Origin of the sequence: Hymenobacter gummosus, from assembly GCF_003970915.1 — a bacterium.
In the GTDB taxonomy this organism is placed as follows: domain Bacteria; phylum Bacteroidota; class Bacteroidia; order Cytophagales; family Hymenobacteraceae; genus Solirubrum; species Solirubrum gummosum.
This window is the reverse complement of sequence record NZ_RXOF01000014.1, coordinates 121423-140546: the sequence shown is the minus strand read 5'-3', so window position 1 is coordinate 140546 and position 19124 is coordinate 121423. Positions and strand designations below refer to the sequence as shown.

General features: G+C 64.8%; 20 protein-coding genes. 6 read left to right on the top strand and 14 right to left on the bottom strand.

What is annotated here, in order from left to right; all coding sequences use genetic code 11:
* Positions 1–42 precede the first annotated feature (42 nt).
* The gene (locus tag EJV47_RS20975) at positions 43–516 is read left to right on the top strand and encodes an SMI1/KNR4 family protein (RefSeq protein ID WP_126695166.1); all 474 of its coding nucleotides are present in this window, start codon (positions 43–45) and stop codon (positions 514–516) included.
* 43 nt (positions 517–559) lie between these two features.
* Complete coding sequence (locus EJV47_RS20970; RefSeq protein WP_126695165.1) at positions 560–865, top strand: antibiotic biosynthesis monooxygenase family protein; 306 nt, start codon at positions 560–562, stop codon at positions 863–865.
* A 92-nt stretch (positions 866–957) separates the two neighbouring features.
* On the opposite strand, the gene EJV47_RS20965 is transcribed toward EJV47_RS20970, so the two are convergent.
* Positions 958–1152, bottom strand: a complete 195-nt coding sequence (locus tag EJV47_RS20965) for a hypothetical protein (protein WP_126695164.1) — start codon at positions 1150–1152, stop codon at positions 958–960.
* On the opposite strand from EJV47_RS20965, the gene EJV47_RS20960 reads away from it, so the two are divergent.
* A complete protein-coding gene (locus EJV47_RS20960) occupies positions 1124–1408 on the top strand; it encodes a DUF3060 domain-containing protein (protein WP_165903858.1) in 285 nt (94 codons plus the stop codon). The two genes, EJV47_RS20965 and EJV47_RS20960, sit on opposite strands and share 29 nt — an antisense overlap.
* 102 nt (positions 1409–1510) lie before the next feature.
* Here the strand turns inward: EJV47_RS20960 and EJV47_RS20955 are convergent, their stop codons facing one another.
* The 12 genes from EJV47_RS20955 to EJV47_RS20900 all read right to left on the bottom strand — a co-directional run bounded on the left by EJV47_RS20955 (position 1511) and on the right by EJV47_RS20900 (position 16396).
* On the bottom strand, positions 1511–4270 hold the full coding sequence (locus EJV47_RS20955) for a T9SS type B sorting domain-containing protein (RefSeq protein ID WP_126695162.1): 2760 nt from the start codon (positions 4268–4270) through the stop codon (positions 1511–1513).
* A gap of 100 nt (positions 4271–4370) precedes the next feature.
* The gene (locus EJV47_RS20950; RefSeq protein ID WP_126695161.1) at positions 4371–4751 is read right to left on the bottom strand and encodes a DUF3592 domain-containing protein; all 381 of its coding nucleotides are present in this window, start codon (positions 4749–4751) and stop codon (positions 4371–4373) included.
* Positions 4752–4784: 33 nt separating this feature from the next.
* Positions 4785–5210, bottom strand: coding sequence for a DUF3592 domain-containing protein (locus EJV47_RS20945; protein WP_126695160.1), 426 nt, complete (start codon positions 5208–5210; stop codon positions 4785–4787).
* Between the two features lie 76 nt (positions 5211–5286).
* A complete protein-coding gene (locus EJV47_RS20940; RefSeq protein ID WP_126695159.1) occupies positions 5287–5646 on the bottom strand; it encodes a DUF3592 domain-containing protein in 360 nt (119 codons plus the stop codon).
* A 42-nt stretch (positions 5647–5688) separates the two neighbouring features.
* Positions 5689–6093, bottom strand: a complete 405-nt coding sequence (locus EJV47_RS20935; RefSeq protein ID WP_126695158.1) for a DUF3592 domain-containing protein — start codon at positions 6091–6093, stop codon at positions 5689–5691.
* Positions 6094–6095: 2 nt separating this feature from the next.
* Positions 6096–11117 carry a DNA repair ATPase gene (locus tag EJV47_RS20930; protein ID WP_126695157.1) on the bottom strand — a complete coding sequence of 1674 codons (5022 nt, stop codon included), beginning with the start codon at positions 11115–11117 and terminating at the stop codon, positions 6096–6098.
* A gap of 39 nt (positions 11118–11156) precedes the next feature.
* On the bottom strand, positions 11157–11588 hold the full coding sequence (locus EJV47_RS20925) for an endonuclease domain-containing protein (protein WP_126695156.1): 432 nt from the start codon (positions 11586–11588) through the stop codon (positions 11157–11159).
* Positions 11589–11756: 168 nt separating this feature from the next.
* Positions 11757–13919, bottom strand: coding sequence for a flotillin family protein (locus EJV47_RS20920; protein WP_165903857.1), 2163 nt, complete (start codon positions 13917–13919; stop codon positions 11757–11759).
* A 189-nt stretch (positions 13920–14108) separates the two neighbouring features.
* Positions 14109–14750: an OB-fold-containig protein gene (locus EJV47_RS20915; protein WP_165903856.1), complete on the bottom strand. Its 642-nt coding sequence runs from the start codon at positions 14748–14750 to the stop codon at positions 14109–14111.
* 95 nt (positions 14751–14845) lie between these two features.
* On the bottom strand, positions 14846–15079 hold the full coding sequence (locus EJV47_RS20910; RefSeq protein ID WP_126695154.1) for a hypothetical protein: 234 nt from the start codon (positions 15077–15079) through the stop codon (positions 14846–14848).
* A gap of 28 nt (positions 15080–15107) precedes the next feature.
* Positions 15108–15836, bottom strand: a complete 729-nt coding sequence (locus tag EJV47_RS20905) for a PspA/IM30 family protein (RefSeq protein ID WP_126695153.1) — start codon at positions 15834–15836, stop codon at positions 15108–15110.
* Positions 15837–15988: 152 nt separating this feature from the next.
* Positions 15989–16396, bottom strand: a complete 408-nt coding sequence (locus tag EJV47_RS20900; protein ID WP_126695152.1) for a YbjN domain-containing protein — start codon at positions 16394–16396, stop codon at positions 15989–15991.
* A gap of 151 nt (positions 16397–16547) precedes the next feature.
* Between EJV47_RS20900 and EJV47_RS20895 the strand changes: the two genes are divergently transcribed.
* Positions 16548–17345 (top strand): LexA family transcriptional regulator, encoded by a 798-nt coding sequence (locus EJV47_RS20895; RefSeq protein WP_126695151.1) that lies wholly within the window; start codon positions 16548–16550, stop codon positions 17343–17345.
* Positions 17346–17411: 66 nt separating this feature from the next.
* The gene (locus EJV47_RS20890) at positions 17412–17879 is read left to right on the top strand and encodes a MaoC family dehydratase (protein WP_126695150.1); all 468 of its coding nucleotides are present in this window, start codon (positions 17412–17414) and stop codon (positions 17877–17879) included.
* Between the two features lie 100 nt (positions 17880–17979).
* Here EJV47_RS20890 and EJV47_RS20885 read toward each other — a convergent pair whose 3' ends face one another.
* A complete protein-coding gene (locus tag EJV47_RS20885) occupies positions 17980–18399 on the bottom strand; it encodes a DUF3592 domain-containing protein (protein ID WP_126695149.1) in 420 nt (139 codons plus the stop codon).
* A 98-nt stretch (positions 18400–18497) separates the two neighbouring features.
* On the opposite strand from EJV47_RS20885, the gene EJV47_RS20880 reads away from it, so the two are divergent.
* Positions 18498–19097, top strand: a complete 600-nt coding sequence (locus EJV47_RS20880) for a TetR/AcrR family transcriptional regulator (RefSeq protein ID WP_126695148.1) — start codon at positions 18498–18500, stop codon at positions 19095–19097.
* Positions 19098–19124: the final 27 nt, after the last annotated feature.

Here is a 19124-nt window from a genome sequence, read left to right as displayed (position 1 = left end):
AGGAAATAGGCTTAGCTTACGCGCTGAATTAACCCGCAACCGATGCATTACCTCAGCGCGGCTGATTTAGACCGGTTAGAGCAGGAATTAGACGTGGTGCTGCCCGCGCACTACCGCGCGTTTCACCTCACGGAGCAGGAGCTGATCCGGCAGCTGCGGGAAGTTTCTGGTGAGCCGGGACAAGACTGGCTGGGCGTGGCTACCGATGCAGCCTGGCTTATCGAAATCAATCGGCTATATGGCATTCCTAAACGGGAGGGGCCACTGCGGGGCAAGTTTTGCATCGGCAACGATGCAGGCGGAGGTGGGCACTTTATTAGCCTGGACGACCCGGCTAATACGGTGGTGTATGCCATCAGTCACGACTGGTATGACCCCGAAGAGATGTTTGATGAGGAACGGAATGATTACGTCTGGACGCATGAGGATATGATGGGCGCGCCTAACATGGTCGCTTTCACGCTGCGTACTATCCGAATGTGGAGGGACATAAACGAGCGGTACGGGACGGAGTAGTTGGTTTAGATGCCGGCCCTTTCGGCCATAACAATACACGCTTATGCCCACCGTCATTACCCGCATCTGGCACGGTACTACGGCTGCCCACCACGCCGACGCCTACCTGCAGTACCTGCAGCAGTCCGGCATTGCCGACTATAAAAACACGCCCGGTAACCTGGGCGTGCAGGTGCTGCGGCGCCTGGAAGGGGACGTGTGCCACTTCTGGACCATCACGCGCTGGGACAGTTACGCGAGCATCAAGGGCTTCGCGGGGGAGCAGCACGAGCGGGCGCGCTACTACCCGGCGGATGCGCAGTATTTGCTGGAGCCCACGGTGCTCCACTGCGAGACGTTTGAGCTCTGAGCCCAGGGGGCGGGCAGCGGCGCGGGGCCCGGGCAAACCGCCGGGCTGGCCAGCCGTAGGAACAGGGCAGCCAACCACCACACCGCACTATGCTAAGCAAACCAACCGCCCTGCTGCTGCTGGCCCTGGGGGCCGGGCTGGGCGCCTGCTCCCAGGAGCAGCCCGCCACCACCGAAGTAGCTACGGCGCCCAAAGAAGCCCCCCGCTTCTGCGGCAGCCACGCCGGGCGTTTCCATCACCGACGAAGGCAACAGCTCCGTGGTCAGCGCCCAGGACGGGGAGGGCATCTACATCACCGGCAACAACTCCGTGCAGACGCGCAAGGTCGACGGCCAGGACATCCAGATTGCCGGAGACGCCAACCAGGCCACGTTTACGGGCAAGGCCAAGGAGTTTTACATCATCGGCAACACCAACGTGGTGACGCTGGAAAACGTGGAGTCCATCCAGGTCACCGGCGACAACAACGTGGTAACCTGGCGGGGCCCCACCCCAACTATCAATAACCTGGGAACGAACAACCGGATTGCGCAGGCCAAGTAAGCGGCCAGGCAGCCTGTCCAATTATAAGCCCGCCCCTGATTCTGGCCGGAATCAGGGGCGGGGCTGTGTTTGGGCGAAGCAAACCGAAGGGCTTTCCGAGGCTCAGCGCACCACTTCCACCCAGCCCTTGTAGCTGCGGGCGGTGCCGGCCTGGCGCAGCAGGTAGTAGTACACCCCGGGCGCGGCATCGGGGCCCCAGGAATTGCGGTAGTCGGGGCTGCGGAACACCTGCTGGCCCCAGCGCGAGTACACTTCCAGCGTCCAGGGGCCGGGCGGCAGCTGCTGGGGGGCAAACTGGTCGTTCTGCCCGTCGCCGTTGGGGGTGACGACGTTGGGAATGAACACGCAGCTGCGCCGCTCCACCTGGCGGTAGGCGATGCTGACGCCGCAGGCGTTGGTGATGGCCAGGCTGTAGCGGCCCGCGGCGCCCACGCGCAGGGTGGGGCCGGTGGAGCCATCCGACCAGCGCAGGGTGCCGGCGACGTTGAGGCTGGGGGCGCGCAGCAGCAGCTCGTCGTTTTCGCAGATGGTGGTATCGGGCCCGAGGGTGAAGAAGGGCAGGGGCTCACCCGCCCGCACCCGGATCTGGCCGGTAGCGGCGCAGTTGGCCGGCCCGTACGGGATAAGCACGGAGTACACGCCGGGCTGGCTGACCACGATGCTGGGGGCAACTACCCCGGTGCTCCACGATGGAGTGAGGGCGCCAGCGCCTCCCGGCAGGCTGGCCGTGAGCGTGACGGTCTGGCCGGGGCAGAGAGTGGTGTCGCCCTGGATGAGGGCGTCGAGGCGGGTAAGGGTGGTGGAGGCGCTGAGCTGGCAGCCGTTGCCAAAGGTGGCCGTAACCGAGTAGCGGCCCGGCTGCAGCACGCTGACGTAGGCGCTGGTGGCCCCGGTGCTCCACTGGTAGCCGGTGGCCCCGGGCGCCACCGCCTGCAGCCCGACGGACCTACCCGGCACGCAGAAACCGCCAGATTGCTGAATGCGCAGGCTGAGGGCGCGCACCGCGTACTGGGCCGTGGCCGAGCAGCCCCCGCCGTAGCGCACGGTGACGGAGTAGGTGCCCGGCTGCGTGACGCTGAGCGTGGGCGTGGTGGCGCCGGTGCTCCACAGGTAGCTGGGGCTGCCCGGGGCCGTAGCCGTCAGCAGGGCCGCCGCGCCGGGGCACAGCAGGGAGTCGCCGCTGATGCTGACGGCGGCGGGGCCGGCAAAGGGGCGCACCCGGAACTGGGCCGTGCTGCTGGGGCCGGCGCCGTAGCTGACGGTAACCGAGTATAGGCCCGGCTGGGTGACGCTGATGCTGCTGGTGGTAGCCCCGGTGCTCCAGAGGTAGCCCGTGGCCCCGGCCGAGCCGCCGGCCGTGAGCTGCACCGGTCCGCCCCCGCAGAGCAGGGAGTCGCCGAGGATAACGGCGGTGTTGGTGGCGGCCGGGCGGGCCAGGAAGCCGGAAGCATTGAACAGCTGGGGCTGACCGGGCAGGGTAAACGGGCCGAAGCTGATGCTGGGACTTTCGTAGATGCCGCCCAGGTACAGGTTGGCCTGCGCGTCCACGGCCAGGCCGCTGAGGTCGTCGTGGTTGTTGCCGCCGCCGCTGCGGGCCCAGCGCCAGTGGCCCTGGGCGTCGAGGCGGGCGGCCAGCACGTCGTAGTGGAGGCCGGTGTTGCTGAGGGCGGTGGCGCCCAGCACGGCGCTCGGACTATCAAAGATGCCGGCCAGGTACACCCCGCCGTAGGCGTCGGGCACCACGCTTTTGCCAACGTCGGAGCCGGGGCCGCCGCCGCTGCTGGTCCAGAGCCAGCGGCCCTGGTCATCGAGCTTGGCCACGTACACGTCGTTGCTGCCGGCGTTGGTGAGGGTGGTGGGGCCGAAGCGGGCGGGGCTGCTCTGGAAGCGTCCGGTGGCGAAGACGCCGCCGGCCGCATTCACCGCTATGCCGTGGCCGCCATCGAAGGCCGCGCTGCTGTTGCCGCCCCCGCTTACGGCCCAGCGGTAGGTGCCGCCGGCGTCGAGGCTGGCCACGAAGGCCGCGCTGACGCCACTCTGGGTGAGCGTGACCGGGCCGAAGCCGGCGCTGCTGCCGCCGAAGGAGCCCGTGAAGTAGGCGTTGCCCCGGGCATCGACGGCCACGGCGGTGCCTTCGTCGGCGCCGGTGCCGCCGGCGCGCACGGCCCAGCGCCACTGGCCCTGGGCGTCGAGCTGGGCGGCAAAAGCGTCGGTGCGGGGGGCTTGGGCATTGACGAGCACCGTGCTGCCAAAAGCCGGGCGGGGGCTGGCGAAGTGCCCGGTCACGTACACGGTGCCCGCCGCGTCGACGGCCAGGTCGCGGGCCTGGTCGGCGCCCGGGCCCCCGGCCCGCACGGCCCATTGCCAGATGCCGGTGGAATTGAGCTTGCCCACGAATACGTCGCCGGAGGCGCCGGTGGGGTCGGCGTTGACCAGCGTGGTGTTGCCGAAGAGGGCAGTGGGGCTCAGAAACTGCCCCGCCACGTAGAGGTTGCCGGCCGCGTCGAGGGCCAGGCCGTAGCTGGCTACATGCGCGTTGAAGCTCCCGCCGACCTGGGACCAGAGCACGTTACCGGCCGCATCGAGCTTGCTCACGAACATTTCGTTGGCGCCGCTGATGGTAATAAAGTTGGTGCGCCCCAGCTGCACGCTCCCGGAATAGTAGCCCGTCACGTAGCTGTTGCCGGCCGCATCCACGGCCACATCGGTAACCCGCGTGAAGCTGCTAGCCTGGGCCGCCACCAGCGGGGCACCCAGGCGCACGGCCAGGTCGAAGGGCGGAGCCTGGGCGGCGGCCGGGCGGTGCCACAGGCCGAAAAGTAGCAGGAGCAGGAATATAAAGCCGGGTAAGCGTAGGGGCATAGACGGAGAATTAAGCTCGGCGGATAACCCGTCAAAAATAGGGCCTGATGGGCGCCGCCCGTCGGAATCAGGGGGCAAGTTCAGCGGCTGGAGCAGCCGGCTAGTCCGTGAGCGGGGCCAGCAGGCCGCCGAGCACGAACAGCAGTCCGAAGAGCAGGTAAAAGTGGGGCATCATGGCGTGCTCGGCGGTATTGAGCACGAAGTCCTGCGGATCGTCGGGGTTGTAGTAGAGCGTGACGGCCTCGCCAAGGACGCGGTGGTGGCCGCTGGGGCCGTAGGCGGGCTTTACTTTCAGCAGGCGCCCATCGGGCAGGCCAAACTGCACAACGGGCGCGTCGTCGTGGTCGACGACGGTGCCGGTGGCCAGCGTGCCGTGCCGGCGCAGGCGGCGGTACTGCCGGCGCAGGGAGTAGCCCAGGCCCATCAGGGCCAGCCCGATACCGATAAACGCTAGTCGCTCGGGCAGGGGAACTGGGGACATAAGCAGGATATGGAATGATGTAAAGGAATCCGGCTAGGCGGCGCTGAGCACGCAGATGCCGCCGAGCAGCAGGCCCAGGCCCATCAGCGCCAGCAGCCAGGTTGTGGGCTCGGCCCGGACGGTGCCCAGCACGAATACGGTGGGCCGGGCGGGGTCGTAAAAGACGATTACCGACTGCCCGACGGTGTAGCTGGCGGAGCCGGCAGCGCCCCAGACGTAGCGTTGGGTTAGGACGCCCTGGGGGTGCTCGAACTCCACCACCGGATAGAAGTATTCATGATCATCTCTGGCATCGGTTTCCAGGCGGATGATAGTGCCGGTGGTGCGCTGGCCGGTTTGCCGTATGCGGGTCCGGTGCCGCCACTGCAGGGCGGCCACGCCCAGCAGCAGACTGCCAAGCACCAGCAGGGGCGCCGCGGAAAAGCTGGTTTCCGAAAAATGGGGCGTAGCGACGGGCATCGACGTTTCGGGCGGTGGTTGCTTGGGGGAGGCTACTGGCCGGCGCCGCAACTGCGCACCGGCCAGTAGCCGGGGATTACAGCAGCCAGGCCAGGGGAATAATACCCAGGCCCAGAGCAAGCAGAAAATAAGGACCCCAGCGGTAAAGCGGACTATCGATGGCAAAGTCGGCGGGCTGCTCGGGGGCGTAATAGAGCGGTACGGCGCGGCCCGGGGCCAAGCGGTAGCGCGAGGCCACCGTTACCGTTGCACCGTCCGGAATCTGAAAGGTGACCTGGCTGCCAGCCGGCGTCGCATCGGTGACCGTGCCCCAGGTGTGGCGGCCCCGGCGGCGCAGCTGGCTGCTGTGCAGCAGCAAGTGGGCGCCGGCCAGCACCAGGCCCAGGCCGAGGGCGAAGACGAGGGCATTGGTGCCGGTCAGCGGGTGCAGGGACATGGGTGGTTTCGAGCTTTTACTGGCAGCTTTTATAAGCTAGAGCTAAAGCAGATGAAAGTACAGCAAGAAGGCATAGAACATAATACCGATACCAAAGAACAAGGACACCCAAGCCGTTGCGCCAGAGTCTGCGCCCTCCACGGTGAAGCTAGTCGGTTCGGCCGGATCATAACGAACCTTAACAGTGTCGCCCTCCCGAAAACGAGGAAATTGAGTGCCAAAGATGGCGGTGGCAGTTATCCATTCCTGCTCAGGCGTCCAATACCTGACTACGGGGTGATAATGAGCCGAGCGGGTACTGACGTATTCAATGCTGATAACTGTGCCTTCCGCCGTCCGACCTTCCTGCTCTAGTCTGCTATGGAGCTGCTTTCGCAGAAGGGAAACAGTGACCAAAACGGCTCCAAACAACATGAGCCCGATAAAGATCCAATCGGCCTTCTCCATAGCTACCCTTTCAGCGCCTCCCGAATCCCGCTCAGCCCGCCGGCAATGCTTTCCAGCTTGTCGAGCATCTGCAGCAGCTGGCCGGCGCCGGAGTTGCGCAGGTTTTCCTGGTAGGTCTGCTTGATCTGCTGCCAGCGCTGCGCCTGTTCGGGCGTGAGCCAGCCCAGCAGCTCGCGCAGCTTGAGCAGGTTGGCTTCGGTGGCGCTGGTCAGGGTCTGGGCCTCGCTTTCGTAGTGGGAAGCCAGCAGCTGTTCGATTTCCGCGTCGTTCATCACCGGGCGGACCTTTTCGGCCAGCTTGTTCATGTTGCGGTAGGAGCCCTGGAGCTTGAACGGCGGTTCGGTGCGGTAGGCGTCGGCCTGGGCGGCGGAGCTGATGTAGGCGGCGTTGACGCGGGCCACCACGTCGCGCAGGCGCAGCAGCTGGCGCAGCACGGCCACGTACTCGTTGAGGTCTTCGGGGGCGTGGTTGCCCTCGAAGCTCAGGCCCTCGGCCGAGCCGGTTTCGGCCAGGCGCAGCAGGGTGGGTACGTCCTGCGGGGCCTGGGCGGCGAGGCGGGCCAGGGTGGGGTGGCTGGTGAGGGCGTTTTCGAGGTAGGAGCGGCGGAAGGCTTCCTCCGAGCCGGCCGTGAGCACGTCGCCCAGGTTGTAGATGTCGGCGCGGTTGGCCAGCATGTCGGGCAGCTTGAACACCTCGCCGGTTTCGGTGTAGGGGTTGCCGGCCATGACCACGCACACCTTGCGGCCGCGGAAGTCGTAGGTGCGGCTGCGGCCCTGGTACACGCCCTCGATTTTGCGCTGGGCGTCGCAGAGCGAGATGAACTTCTGCAGAAACTCCGGGTGGCAGTGCTGGATGTCGTCGACGTAAATCATCACGTTGTCGCCCATCTCGAAGGCCAAGTTCAGCTTCTCCAGCTCCTGCCGGGCGCCCGCATTCGGGGCCTGGCCGGGGTCCACGCTGGTCACCGCGTGCCCGATGGCCGGCCCGTTGATTTTCATGAAAATCAGGCCCAGGCGGTTGGCCACGTACTCCAGCAGCGTCGTTTTGCCGTAGCCCGGCGGCGAAATCAGCAGCAGCAGGCCCATCAGGTCGGTGCGCTTGCCTTCGCCCGCGGTACCAATCTGCTTGGCCAGGTTGGCCCCGATGAGCGGCAGGTACACCTGGTCGATAAGCTGGTTGCGCACGAAGGAAGTCAGCACGCGGGGGCGGAAATCGTCCAGGCGCATGTCTTCGGCGGCTTGCTGGAGCAGCTGCTTTTTCAGCGTCTGGTAGGCTTCAAACTGCGGCAGCGTGTGCGTGCGGTACTGGTGCAGCCGGCGGCGGAACTGCGGAAAATCTAGTTCGTAGTTCGTTGTTTGTTTTTCGTTGTTTGTCGTGAGGCGGGCGTGGTTGCCGCGCATGTCGGGCAGCACTTCGGTCAGCGGCGTGCGGACTACTTTATCCGGCGCGTAGCCGCCGGTGGCGAGCAAGACGGCAGCTTCGTCGCGGTAGGTGTCGGGAGCGGGGCTGGCGGTTTGCTGCCGGAAGGCCTGCAGCCACTGCCGAATCAGCTGGAACTGCGCGGTCGGCTGCTGGTTCAGCGCGGCTACTGAGGCTTCGAAGGTTTCACCGGCGCGGCGTTCCTTGAGCTGCTTCTGGAAGGCGTCGTACAGGTCGGCCGCTTCGGCGGACGCGGTGAAGGGCGTCGGTTGCAGCTGCTGGGCCTGCTCCACGGGGATGCTGCCCCGGCCCTCGACCAGCCCGCTCTGGCTGCTGCCGACGGCGGGCGGCGCGGTAAGTGGGGCGGCGCTGCTCTGCTGAATCAATTCGTACAGTAAGTATTCGCCGGCTTCGGCTACTTCGGCCGGAGTAAACAGGCTGGTTTGCCGCGCAAATTGCTCAATGGCGACCTGCAGCTCGGCGGTGAGCTGGCCGGTTTCCTGGGCGTTGGGGAAAACCTGCAGCAGCAGCGCGAGGCCCTGAATCTGGCGCTGCCAGTGGGCTTTCTGCTCAGTCGGGGCGAAGCGGTGCCAGTAGAGCGCGGCGGCGGCGCGGGTGTCGGCGGGGTAGCGCAGCAGGCCGGCGGTGCGGGTCAGGCGCACCAGGGCCGCCAGGATCAGGGCCGCGTCGTGGTCGTGCACGCCTTTGAGGTAGCCCTCGGCGTAGCGCGGGGCCATGTGCTGCTGCACGTAGCCGAGCAGCTCGGCGGAGCTGAGGCGTTCTAGCTCGGCAACGGACAGCACGGCGGGGGCGCCGTCGGTGGCGGGCTGGGGGTGCTGGGCAGCGCGCAGCAGGTGGTCGGCCAGGAACTCGGCGCGGTACACATCGTGGTTTTCCGAGGGCAGCGTCTGCTCCCACACGGGCCGCGCCTGCTGCACGGCTTCGCTCTCGACGGGGCGGAAGAAGTTGGTGCCGGTGAGGTGGTAGTGCAGCACCCCGTCGCGCAGCACCAGGGTCAGCTCCAGCGGCTGGGTGTTGACGCTGAACGTGTACGGGCCGAAGCGCACGGCTTGGCCGCCGTCGGTGAAGAGGTCGGCGCGGTCCTTGAGCTGGCGCACGGCGTCTTCGCGCACGGTTTTCAGGCGGGACTGGAGGTCGTCGGCCTTCACCGCGTCGCCCAGGGCCAGCAGCTCGTCCACGGTGCGGCGCACCTTTTCCACCATCAGGTCGGCGGCGAAGTAGCTGTTGATTTCGGCAATGCTGGGCAGCTTGCTCACCCGGCCGTGCACGGCTTTGAGCATCCGCTCGGCGGCTTGCAGCAGGGCCGTGGCGCGCTGGTTGCGGGCGGCCACCAGGCTTTGCTTGCGGGCCTCGAAGGCTTCGTAGGCTTCTTCGCGGCGCGAGGCCAACTGGCTCAGAAACTGGTCGAACTCCGGAAACTTGCCCTCCAGCTCCTCCAGCTGCACCATCAGGCGCGAGAGGTATTCGTCGCACTTGGCGGGCGTGTCCGAAAGGTCCAGGTAGTTCACCAGCGACTGTTCGAGCAGCTTGAGCTGGGCGGCAAACTCGGCCTGGGCCTCCGAGCCGGCCAGGGTCTGGCGGCGGCGCTTGAGGGCGGCGCGCAGCTGGTTGAAGCCCGCGTAGATGCCCGAAATATTGTCGATGATGCGGGTGGTCTGCGTCGGGTCGGCAATGGGCAGGTTGCCCACCACGTCGATGAGCAGCTCCAGCTCGGCGGCCACCCCGTTCAGCTCCTGTTCCAGCTTGTTGGCCTCCGTCACCGTCGGCAGCTGCTCGATGCCCGCGCCCAGGGCCTGCACACGGTCCGCGTACGGGGTAAGGGCGTCGTCGCGCAAGAGGAAATCCACCGTGCGCTGGGCCACTTCCTGCGAGAGGCCCTGCAATTCCTCGGCGGCACGGTCCACGGCCGGCGCGTCCACGTAGCGCAGCTCTTTCAGCGAAATGACCTGCCCGCGCACCTGGCGCAAGTCGGCCAGCTGCTGCACGTAGGCCTGCACTTCGGTAGCATCGGCGCTGCGCTTGATTTGCTCGCGCAGCTCCTGGGCGCGGCCGAGCGTCTGCTGGGTTTGCTCCTGGGTGCTACGGCGGATGCGCTGCACCTTGTCGAACTCCTCCACGGCGGCGGTGGCGGCCTGGCGGATTTCCTGCAGGGGCTCGGCCAGCTTCTCGGCGCCGGGCTCGGTTAGCCAGTGGTAGGAGTCGGTAAGGGAGGTGGTGCGGCGGATCAGGTCGAGGTAGAGGCCGGTGTAGGAGTCGTCCTTGCCGATGAGCGTCAGCACTTCCTGGGCCTCGGCCATGGCCCGCACGATTTCCTTGTTGCCGAGCTTGCCCAGGTAGCCGTCCTGAGCGGCGGGCAGCTGGAAGTCGGGGGCCGTGTAGGGCGTCTGCCAGATCTGCACGGTGTGGTGCTTCTTGGGCTCCTCGTCGGCGCGGAAGTAGCACAGCTCCCCGTTCTCGAACAAGGCGTAGCCGTGGCAAACGATGGGCGCGGCCACTTTCTGGCTGATGAGGTTGTAGAAGAGGAGCAGGTACAGGCCGTTGTCCTTCTGGAAGAACACGTACAGGAAATCCTCGCCGTTGGGGGCCGCCACGCGCTTCTCAAACACCAGCTCCGGCGGCACCTGGTCGAATTGCTTCCCGTCGCCGGTCTGCAGGTAGTAGCCGTGCGGGAAAATCAGCCCGTGGCCGTCGGGCAGCAGCACGCAGGCGTCGGCCAGGGCATCGAGGCGCTGGGCCTGGCGCAGCTTGGTGTTGTAGAGAAAGTAGCGGAACTGCTGCTCCTGATAGGGCCGAATCTTTAAGAGCACCAGCTGGCCGACCACCGCGTAGTGGATTTCGGCGTCGTCCAGGGTCTGGTCCTTGTTGTCGACGGGCTCGGCGTAGATGCCCTGCCCGGTCTTGGTGTTGTCCTCGACTTTGATGGTCAAATCCCCGCCCACCGTCTCCACAAACACCTTGTCCTCGATGCTGATGTGCGGGTGCTTGCCGGCCCGGTGCATATCCCGCGTGGCGCGCTTCCAGCTGAACTCGTGCTGGGGCGGGAAGGTGTACTCGTGGTCGGAGCGGTTGTCGAGGTAGGTCAGCGTCTGGCCCTGCACCAGCCACTTGAAGGTCTTGATGTCGCTGGCCGTCTTGCCCACCCGAAACACCATGAACAGGTGCTCCCCACGCTGGGCAAACTTCACGAAGCGCGTCTTCTTGTAGTACTTGTACAGGTTGCGCAGCTCCTCGGTAAAGGCCTTATCATTGAGCAATTCCACGCCCAGCGGGTGAAACTCCGGCCGCTGGTACTGGTACACCCCGAAAATATCGGTCAGCTCCACCTCGGTTTTGAGGCCCAGCAGCACGTTGAAGCCGAACAGGAATTTGTCGCCCAGGGCCACCATGTCCATGGGCACGCAGTTGTGCTCGGTGGTGATGCGCCCGGTGCCCAGCAGCTGCCAGTCCAGCGCGCCGAAGACTTTCTTTCGCTCGGTATTGAGCTTATCCAGCCGCAGGCGCAGCTCGGCCCCGCCCTTGCTGAGGCGGTTGCGCAGGATTTCGTAGGTGCCGGTTTCGAGTTGGGGCGCGGCGGTTTGTTCCATGAGAGGCAGGAGCCTGAAAGGCGAAGCTAGGGCTAGAAACTAGTTCCCCTCCTCAGCTGAGGAGGGGCTAGGGGTGGTTGATAATCGTTGCCCGTTATCGGCAACCAGAATAAAGGCCGCCTGAATCGCGGCTAATACATTGTCAGCTTGTTGCAAGACGAATCGATTCCCGAACCGCAGCACCCGCAACCCGAGGCCATTCAGATAAGCTGTACGCTCCGCATCATACGCCCCACCGCTGGCAGTGAAGTGCGCCGCGCCGTCTAACTCTACTACCAGCTTCTCACTCGGGCAGTAGAAATCGACGATGTACGGCCCGATGCTATGTTGGCGGCGGAATTTGCGGCCAACCAGCTGGCTGCGCTGCAGTCCCCGCCAAAGTAGGGCTTCGGCCGTGGTAGCGTGGTTGCGCAGTTGCCGCCGCGCGTCCTTCTTGTGGCCGAGGTTGTGGATGTGTTCGGTATCAGGCATAAGGATATAATCTAAAAATTAGCGCTACGGCTAGTTCCCCTCCTCAGCTGAGGAGGGGCTAGGGGTGGTTGAAAGTCGCCTGAACGTCATCTAGCCTTTAGCTTTCTAGCTCTAGCCTTTCAACCACCCCCAACCCCTCCTCAGCTGAGGAGGGGAGCTAGTTTTAGCTTAGTTCAACGAACTCACCTTCGCCTCCCCAATCCCCAGCATCTGGGCCGTGCTGGCCAGCTGGGTGATGGTGCTGCGGGTAGCCTCGTCGCCGGCCTTGTTCAGCAGCTTCAGCAGCAGGGCCGAGATGGTCAGGTTGCGCACGTCCTCCGACTTGAGCCCGAACTGGTTGATAAAGCGGGTAATGTTGGTTTTGAAGTCCCCGCCGCCGTCGGCCGCGAAGAAGGTGTCCTTCACCGAAGTCAGCACCTGGGAGTTGCCCACGGCCCGGTCGATGCTCTTGCCCTTGGTGATGGAGCCGATGATCTGGTCGAAGAACATCGTTTCGCCGCCCACGATGTCGATTTTGGCCGCTTTCAGGGCCTCGGCAATGACGCCCGACTGGGCCGCCGCAATGTCCTTCTGGATGTTGATTTCGGCCAGCTCCACGGCCTGGTCCTTGGCCAGGCGCAGCTTGAATTCCTCGTGCTCCTTGCCCACGCCGTCGAGCTTCTTCATGGCGTCGGCCTTGGCCTCGATGCCCTTGGCCTCCACCGCGAACTTCTCCTCGTTTACGCGCACCTCGGCCAGCCCTTTCTTCTGCTGGGCGTCGGCCATGGCGTCGATAACTTCCACGTCGACCATGGCCTTTTCGCGGTTGACCTTGGCCGCCACGATGCCGAGCTTCTCGTCGGCTTCGGCCTGGGCGGCGGCTTTGGCCTGGATGGCCTGGGCTTCGGCGGAAGCGGTAAGCTGCAGCACGGTGGCCTGGGTTTCGCCTTCTTTCTGGCGGGCGGTGGCTTTGGCCTGCATCACCTGGGCTTCGGCCAGGCCCACGGCCGTGGCTTTCGAGGCTTCGGCTTCGGCCAGGGTGCGGATGGCCTGGGCCTTGAACTCGGCCGTGGCCTTCTCGGCTTCGGCGTCGATGAGGGCCTGCTTGGCGCGCAGCTCGGCGGCCTGCCGGGCCATGTCGGCCTCGCCCACGGTATTCACCGTAGCGGCTTCGGCAGCCTGCTTGGCGGCCGTAATGGCTACCAGCTTGTCGCGCTCGGCCTGGGCCTGGGCGCGGGTGTCCTTGATGCGCTCCTCCTCCTGCACGGTGGCTTTTTCCACCGCAATCCGCTCCCGGATGATGGCCTGAATGTTCTTGCGCTCCTCTTCCACGGCCTTGTCCTTCTCAATCTGCGCCAGGGCCACAATCCGCTCCCGCTCGTTGATTTCGAGGGCTTTGGCCTGGGCCACCCGCTCGGTTTCCACCGCGTCGGTGCGTTGCTTGTTGCGCTCGGCCACCAGGATTTGCCGGTCGCGGTTTTGCTCGGCCACCCGCACCTCTTCCTCGGTAGCCAGGCGGGCGCGTTCCGATTTGAGCAGCTCTTCCTGCTGCACTTTGGCAATTTCGGCGGTTTCGCGGGCCTTGATGCTGGCTACCTCGCGGCGCTGCTTTTCCTGGTTTTCCAGCAGTTGCTTTTCCAGCTGCAGAATGGTTTCCTGGGCCTCGACGTCCTGCTTCTTGATGGTCTTCTGCGTTTCCCGCTCGATGTTGTTGGCCTGAATCTTCTGTTCCGAGGTCAGGGCTATAATCTTCTTGATGCCTTCCGCGTCGAGGATGTTGTCGTGGTTCAGGGCGTTGAGCGGGGTTTGCTCCAGGTAGTCGATGGCGCAGTCGTCGAGCACGTAGCCGTTCAGGTCGGTGCCGATGATGCGCACGATTTCCTGCTTGAACTGCTCCCGGGAGTTGTACAGCTCGATGAAGTCGAAGTGCTTGCCCACCGTTTTCAGCGCTTCCGAGAACTTGGCGTCGAACAGGTTTTCCAGCGCCGCGGGGTCCGAAGCCCGGTGCGCGCCGATGCTCTGGGCCACGTTCATCACGTCCTCGTGGGTTTTGTTGACGCGCACGAAGAAGTTCACCTTCACGTCGGCCCGCAGGTTGTCCTTGCACACCAGCCCTTCCTTGCCGGCCCGACCGATGACGATGGTTTTCAGCTTGATGTCCATCGTTTCGAGCCGGTGCAGGATGGGCACCACGAAGATGCCCGAGAACGACACTTTGGTGTCGCCCATGCCGGTGCGCACCAGCGCCTCGCCCTGCGCGGCCTTGTGGTACATGCGGGCAATGATGGCAATGATGCCGAGTAAAAAGAGGCCGAGAATGACGAGTACGGCCAGCGAAAGTTGGGCAGGCATAAGGAGTAGGAGTGAGGTCAGAGAGAGGGGAGGTTTAAGTACAGTTGGTGGGGCAGTCGGGACGCTTGTGGGCGGTACAACTGCCAGGCTACCCAAGGCTTTCCAGTAGGGTCAGCAACATTTCGATGATCAGCAGCACTGTTTCTGGCCACTCAGGAAGCTTGGATGGTTCTGGCACGGATGGCGGTTTTAAGATAGTTCATAGGGCTCGATGAGGTAGCAGCGCCCGGCCGCGTCGTAATCGATGACCAGGGCCGTGTCGCCCTTGCGCAGCTCGGTGGCGGCCGAGGCGGCGCGCACGTTCAAGGTCAGGGCTACTTCGCCGGTGCGCACCGCCGCCTGGCCCAGCCGCTCCCGGGTAGTGGGCAGCAGCACCGTGCAGATTTTGCCCACCGGGTTGGTGTGGTCGGCGTGGTCTTTTTCGAGGGTGGCAAACAGGTGCACGAAGGGCGTGGTCAGCACCTTGGCCACCAGCAGGCTGCCGATAAACAGGGGCACGGCGAAGAGCAGGCCCAGCAGCCAGGAGCGGTTGCCGGTGTAGTGATTGGCGAGGATGCTGCCCACCCACAGCGGCAGGGCCACGAAGCTCAGAAACACCATCAGCGGCACCCGCCCCAGGTTGAAAAAGGCCAGCGCGTGGTTGAGCCAGCTCACGCCCATGTGGGCTTCGTGGCCGACGTCGTGGTGCCCGTCGGCGTCCACATCAATGTCTAAAGTCTTGAAATCGAGCAGGCCGACGATAACCGTGAGCCAGTAGAGCAGCACGAAGATAAGCAGGCCGGTGGCCGGCAGATTGGGCGGGGAAAGGGCAGCTTGTAAAAGTTCGGTCATGGGCATAACGGGGGCAGCTTGAAGGTAAGCAGATTGCCACGGGCCGAAAGCGTAGGCGGCGCGGGCCACCCTGCCGGGCCGCCCGTCCCGACTGGTTAAGGCCGTTGGGGCGGGCCGGGCGGCGGCGTTTGCGGGGGCTGGGGGGCGGCCTTGGTGCGCTTGTGGTACTGCGCAATGGCGGCAATGCCGAAGGTCAGGCCGAAGAGCACCAGCGTCGGGGCCACGCTGGAATGCGACCAGTGGCCGAAGCGCGCGAAGTTGCTGACGAACAGCAGCGCCGCAGCAATCAGCAGCAGATTCTTTTCGTGGCGGCTAAAAGGAGCTTTCATAGCTGGGAAAGGCGGAAGGGGGCGGAAATTACTGCTGGGGCTGGTCAGGGGCGCCGGTCAGGCCCAGCTTCTGCTTCAGGGCCTGCAGGTCGGCCGCGGCTTGCCCGCCGGCGCTGGTCTGCAGGGCCTTGTCGATTTCCTGGTCGATGCTCTTGCTTTCCTGCGCAATCTGCCCGTACGACTCGGCCAGGGCTTCTTCCACGGCCACTTTCTCCTTCATGCGCTCCAGCAGGGCCACCGTGCCCGAGGAATCGAGCTGGGCCAGCTGCTTGTTGATGGTCTTGGTGGCCGAGCTGACGGCGGCGCGGGCCTTGAGCGTTTTCAGCTCGTTGTCCCACTGGCTGATGGTCTGCTTGAGCGTCTGCACGTTCTGGTCCAGCTGCCCGGCGGAGGCTTCAAACTTCTGCTGGTCCTCGCCGGCGCGGGTGGCGTGGGCTTCGTTCTCGCCTTTTTTCACCAACGCTTCGCTGGCCAGGCGGTCGGCCTCGGCAGCGTTAAGGTCGCCCTTGTGGGCGCGCTGCAGCAGCAGCACGGCCTTGTTTTCGTAGTCAAGCGCCTTGGCGCGGAAGCCCTCGGCCTCGTTGCGGCTGCGGATGGCCATGGCCTTCACTTCGGCCAGGGCGTGCAGGCTCTTGTCGAGGTCCTGGCGCAGGTCGCGCAGGCCCTGCTCGGTCATTTTGATGGGGTCTTCCAGCTGGTCGATGGCCGAATGCGTTTCGGCCTGGCCGATTTTGAAGAGGCGGGCGAAGATGTTCATGGCTTTTGGGGTCTTAGGGGCTTGGGGTCTTAGGGGCTTGGTTGAGCCAATCTAAAGTGCCAGGAGCCGATGCGTTGAAAATGAACAGGATAATAAAGCTGGGGATGGGAACAGCTGCGGGAGTGGAGGTGAGGCGGAACGACACCAAGACCCTAAGCCCCCAGGCCCCTACTAAACCCGATCAGCTCGTCGGAAAACTCGGTGAGCAGCAGGCTGAGCGAGTTCAGCACGGCTTCCAGCTCCGACATGTCCAGCGTCTCAATCTGCAGCGTGTCGCGGAAGATAACCTTGCGGCCCGACTCGTCGAGGGCGAAGGCGCCGTGGATGATGTCGCGGTTTTTGGTCAGCAGGCGCTGGTACACCTCGCAGGAGGGCGCCGGCAGCTCCAGCAGGTACTGCTCCAGAATCAGGAGCGGGTCGCCGCAGCCCAGCACCAGGTTGCGGATGCCCATTTCCGGGTTGTCGACTACCAGAATGCCGTCCGTTTCGTCGGCGTGGCGGATGTCGAACCCCAGGGTGAGCAGGTGGCGGTGAATGGTAGCGAAGTAGGAGTTGGCCATAGGCAGATGCGGAAGGGCAGCGTTTGTAGCAGTGCTCAAATTATCAGCGCCAGTTAGAAGCGGCTAGCCGGATTCCTTGTAGCTTTACGGTACAAGAATACTGAAAGTTTTGGCTATGCTCAAAGTTTGAGCGTAAAAATTTTTCGGACTAATGTCCTATATCGGCAACAACATCCGCAAGATTCGTACGGTTAAGAAGCTGAGCCAGGCGGCTTTTGCGGAACTGTTTGGCCTGGCCCGGCCCAGCGTGGGCGCTTACGAAGAGGGCCGCTCCGAGCCCAAAATGGAGACGCTAATCCAGATTGCTCAGCATTTTGGCCTCTCCGTTGACCTGCTACTAACGAAAGAACTGACCGTAAACGACCTTTACGGCTTCGACATCTTTCAGCAGGATTTGCAGGCTGCCCCGGCCCCCGAGGCCAGCCCCGTAGCCCGCGCCGACCAATCGGCCGCCCTCACGCCCTTCGTGCGTGCCGACCGCCTGCTAGAGTACATCGTGCACTACCACGACAAGAGCTTCGTGGATGCGCTGCCGGCCCTCACGTTTCCGCACGCGCTGGGCCCGGTCACGCGCGCGTTCGAAATCCAAGGAGCCGAAATGCAGCACCAGCAGCAGGGCCTGCGCCACCAGGACGTGGTGCTCTGCCGCCGCCTCGACCGCGCCGAGCCCAACCTGCGCGCGGGCCGCATCTACGCCTTCGTCACCCCGAGCCGGTTGCTGGTGCGCCGCCTGGTGGAGCGCCTGGGCGAGCAGCAGCTCAAGCTGCGCGCCGACAACCCCGACTACGGCGCCCAGGAATTTGACCTCGGGCAGGCCCTGGAAATCTGGGAGGTGAAAGCCGTGTTTACCACCCACCTGCGGCCGCCCTCGGCCCTGGAGGAGCGCGTGAGCCGGCTGGAGCGACAGGTGGAGGAGCTGCTGAACCGGCTCGATAAGGAGCAGGACTAATATCTTGGCGGCCCGTTCCACTTTCTCCCGGGCCGCTCCGCGGGGCGGCCGCCTCCTCACCAACCCATGAGTCTTCTCACCATCCGCAGCCTGGCCGAACTGGAACAGCTTCAGGGCCAGGAGCTAGGCGTATCGGCCTACTTCACCATCACGCAGGAGCAAATCAGCCGCTTCGCCGAAGCCACCCTGGATTACCAGTGGATTCACCTCGACGCGGAGCGCGCCCGCACGGAGTCGCCCTTCGGCGGCACCATTGCCCACGGCTACCTCACGGTGTCCTTGCTGCCCTACCTGTGGGGGCAGATTGTGCGCATCGAGAACCTGAAAATGCAGGTGAACTACGAAATCGAGAGCCTGCGCTTCAACCAGGCCGTGCCCGCCGGCAGCGACGTGCGCCTGCGCACCCGGCTGATGTCGGTGAAAAACCTGCGCGGCATTGCCAAGGCTCAGATTGACGTGACGCTGGAAATCAAGGACCAGAAAAAGCCCGCTTACACCGGCGTGGTGACGTTCCTCTACCACTTCGCGGACTAGGTTCGGCCGGCACAGCAACGAACAGCCGTGGCGCGGAGGCATGCTTCGCGCCACGGCTGTTTTGCTATAAGCTGACTGGTACAATACTTCCGCCCTGCGCTTAGTGCGCGTACTGCTCGAATACCGGCACGATGCCCAGCATCTGCAGCAGGCCGACGGCTGCGAACAGCAGCCCGATAACCAGGCCGAACCCGTAGCTGTCGGGCGGGCTGCCGGCGAGGTCGGCGTTTTCGGGGTTGGCCGTATCGTACAGCACTTGCACCGTCTGCCCCACGGCGTACTGGCCCGGGTCGGCGGCCGTTTCAGTTTCGATTTCCACGGTTTGACCGGCGGCGGTGACAAAACGAACCTTGGGCGTGAACAGGCGGCGCGAGGGCGTTAGGGCCACGATGGTGGCGTCGGCCAGCTGGCCGCGCTGCTGCCGGGCGCGGCGCAGCCGGCGGCCGTAAAGCGAGGCGCCTATGAAAAACAGGCCCATCAGCAGGAAAATGACGGCTTCGGCGGGAAAGGCGAGGTGCATACGGATCGGGGAAGAGGCGGGTAAGCTAAGTACGAGCCGGGGCACTAGGCAATAATTTATTTGCTTACTTACTACTAAGTAAGTATCCTTGCGTCACCATGTCACCTGCTGCCCCCGCCACCGCTTTCGACACCCGTACGCGCATCCTCAACCTAGCCGAGGAGCTGCTGCTGGCCCGCGGCTTCAATGCCTTCAGCTACCAGCACATTGCCAAGGATTTGGGCGTGAAGCCGGCCGCCATTCACTACCACTACCCCAGCAAGGAGGAGCTGGGCGCGGCCATCGTGCAGCGGCAGCTGCGGCGCCTGCGCAAGTGGCGCGACCTGCCGCGCGTAACCGAGCTGACGCCCCCGCAGCAGCTGGAAGCCCTGCTCGACGTGTACCGCCACCGCGCCGCCCACGGACCGCAGGTATGCCTGTTCGGGGCCCTGGCCGCCGATTTTCTGACCCTGCCCGCCGTGATGCAGCAGGAGCTGCGCACCTTCAGCGGGGAGCTGACGCACTGGCTGGCCGGGGTGCTGGCCGCCGGCCGCACCGACGGCTCCCTGCAGTTCGCGGGCCACCCGTTCAGCAAGGCCGCCCAGGTGCTGACCACGCTGGCCGGCTCCCTGCAGGTGGCGCGGGTGCACGGCGAAGAGCAGTTTCACTACATCCTGCGGCAGCTGCGCACCGAGCTGCTGCCGCCGGCCCAAGCCTGATTCCGAGCCCCGGCGCCCGGGTTCGGG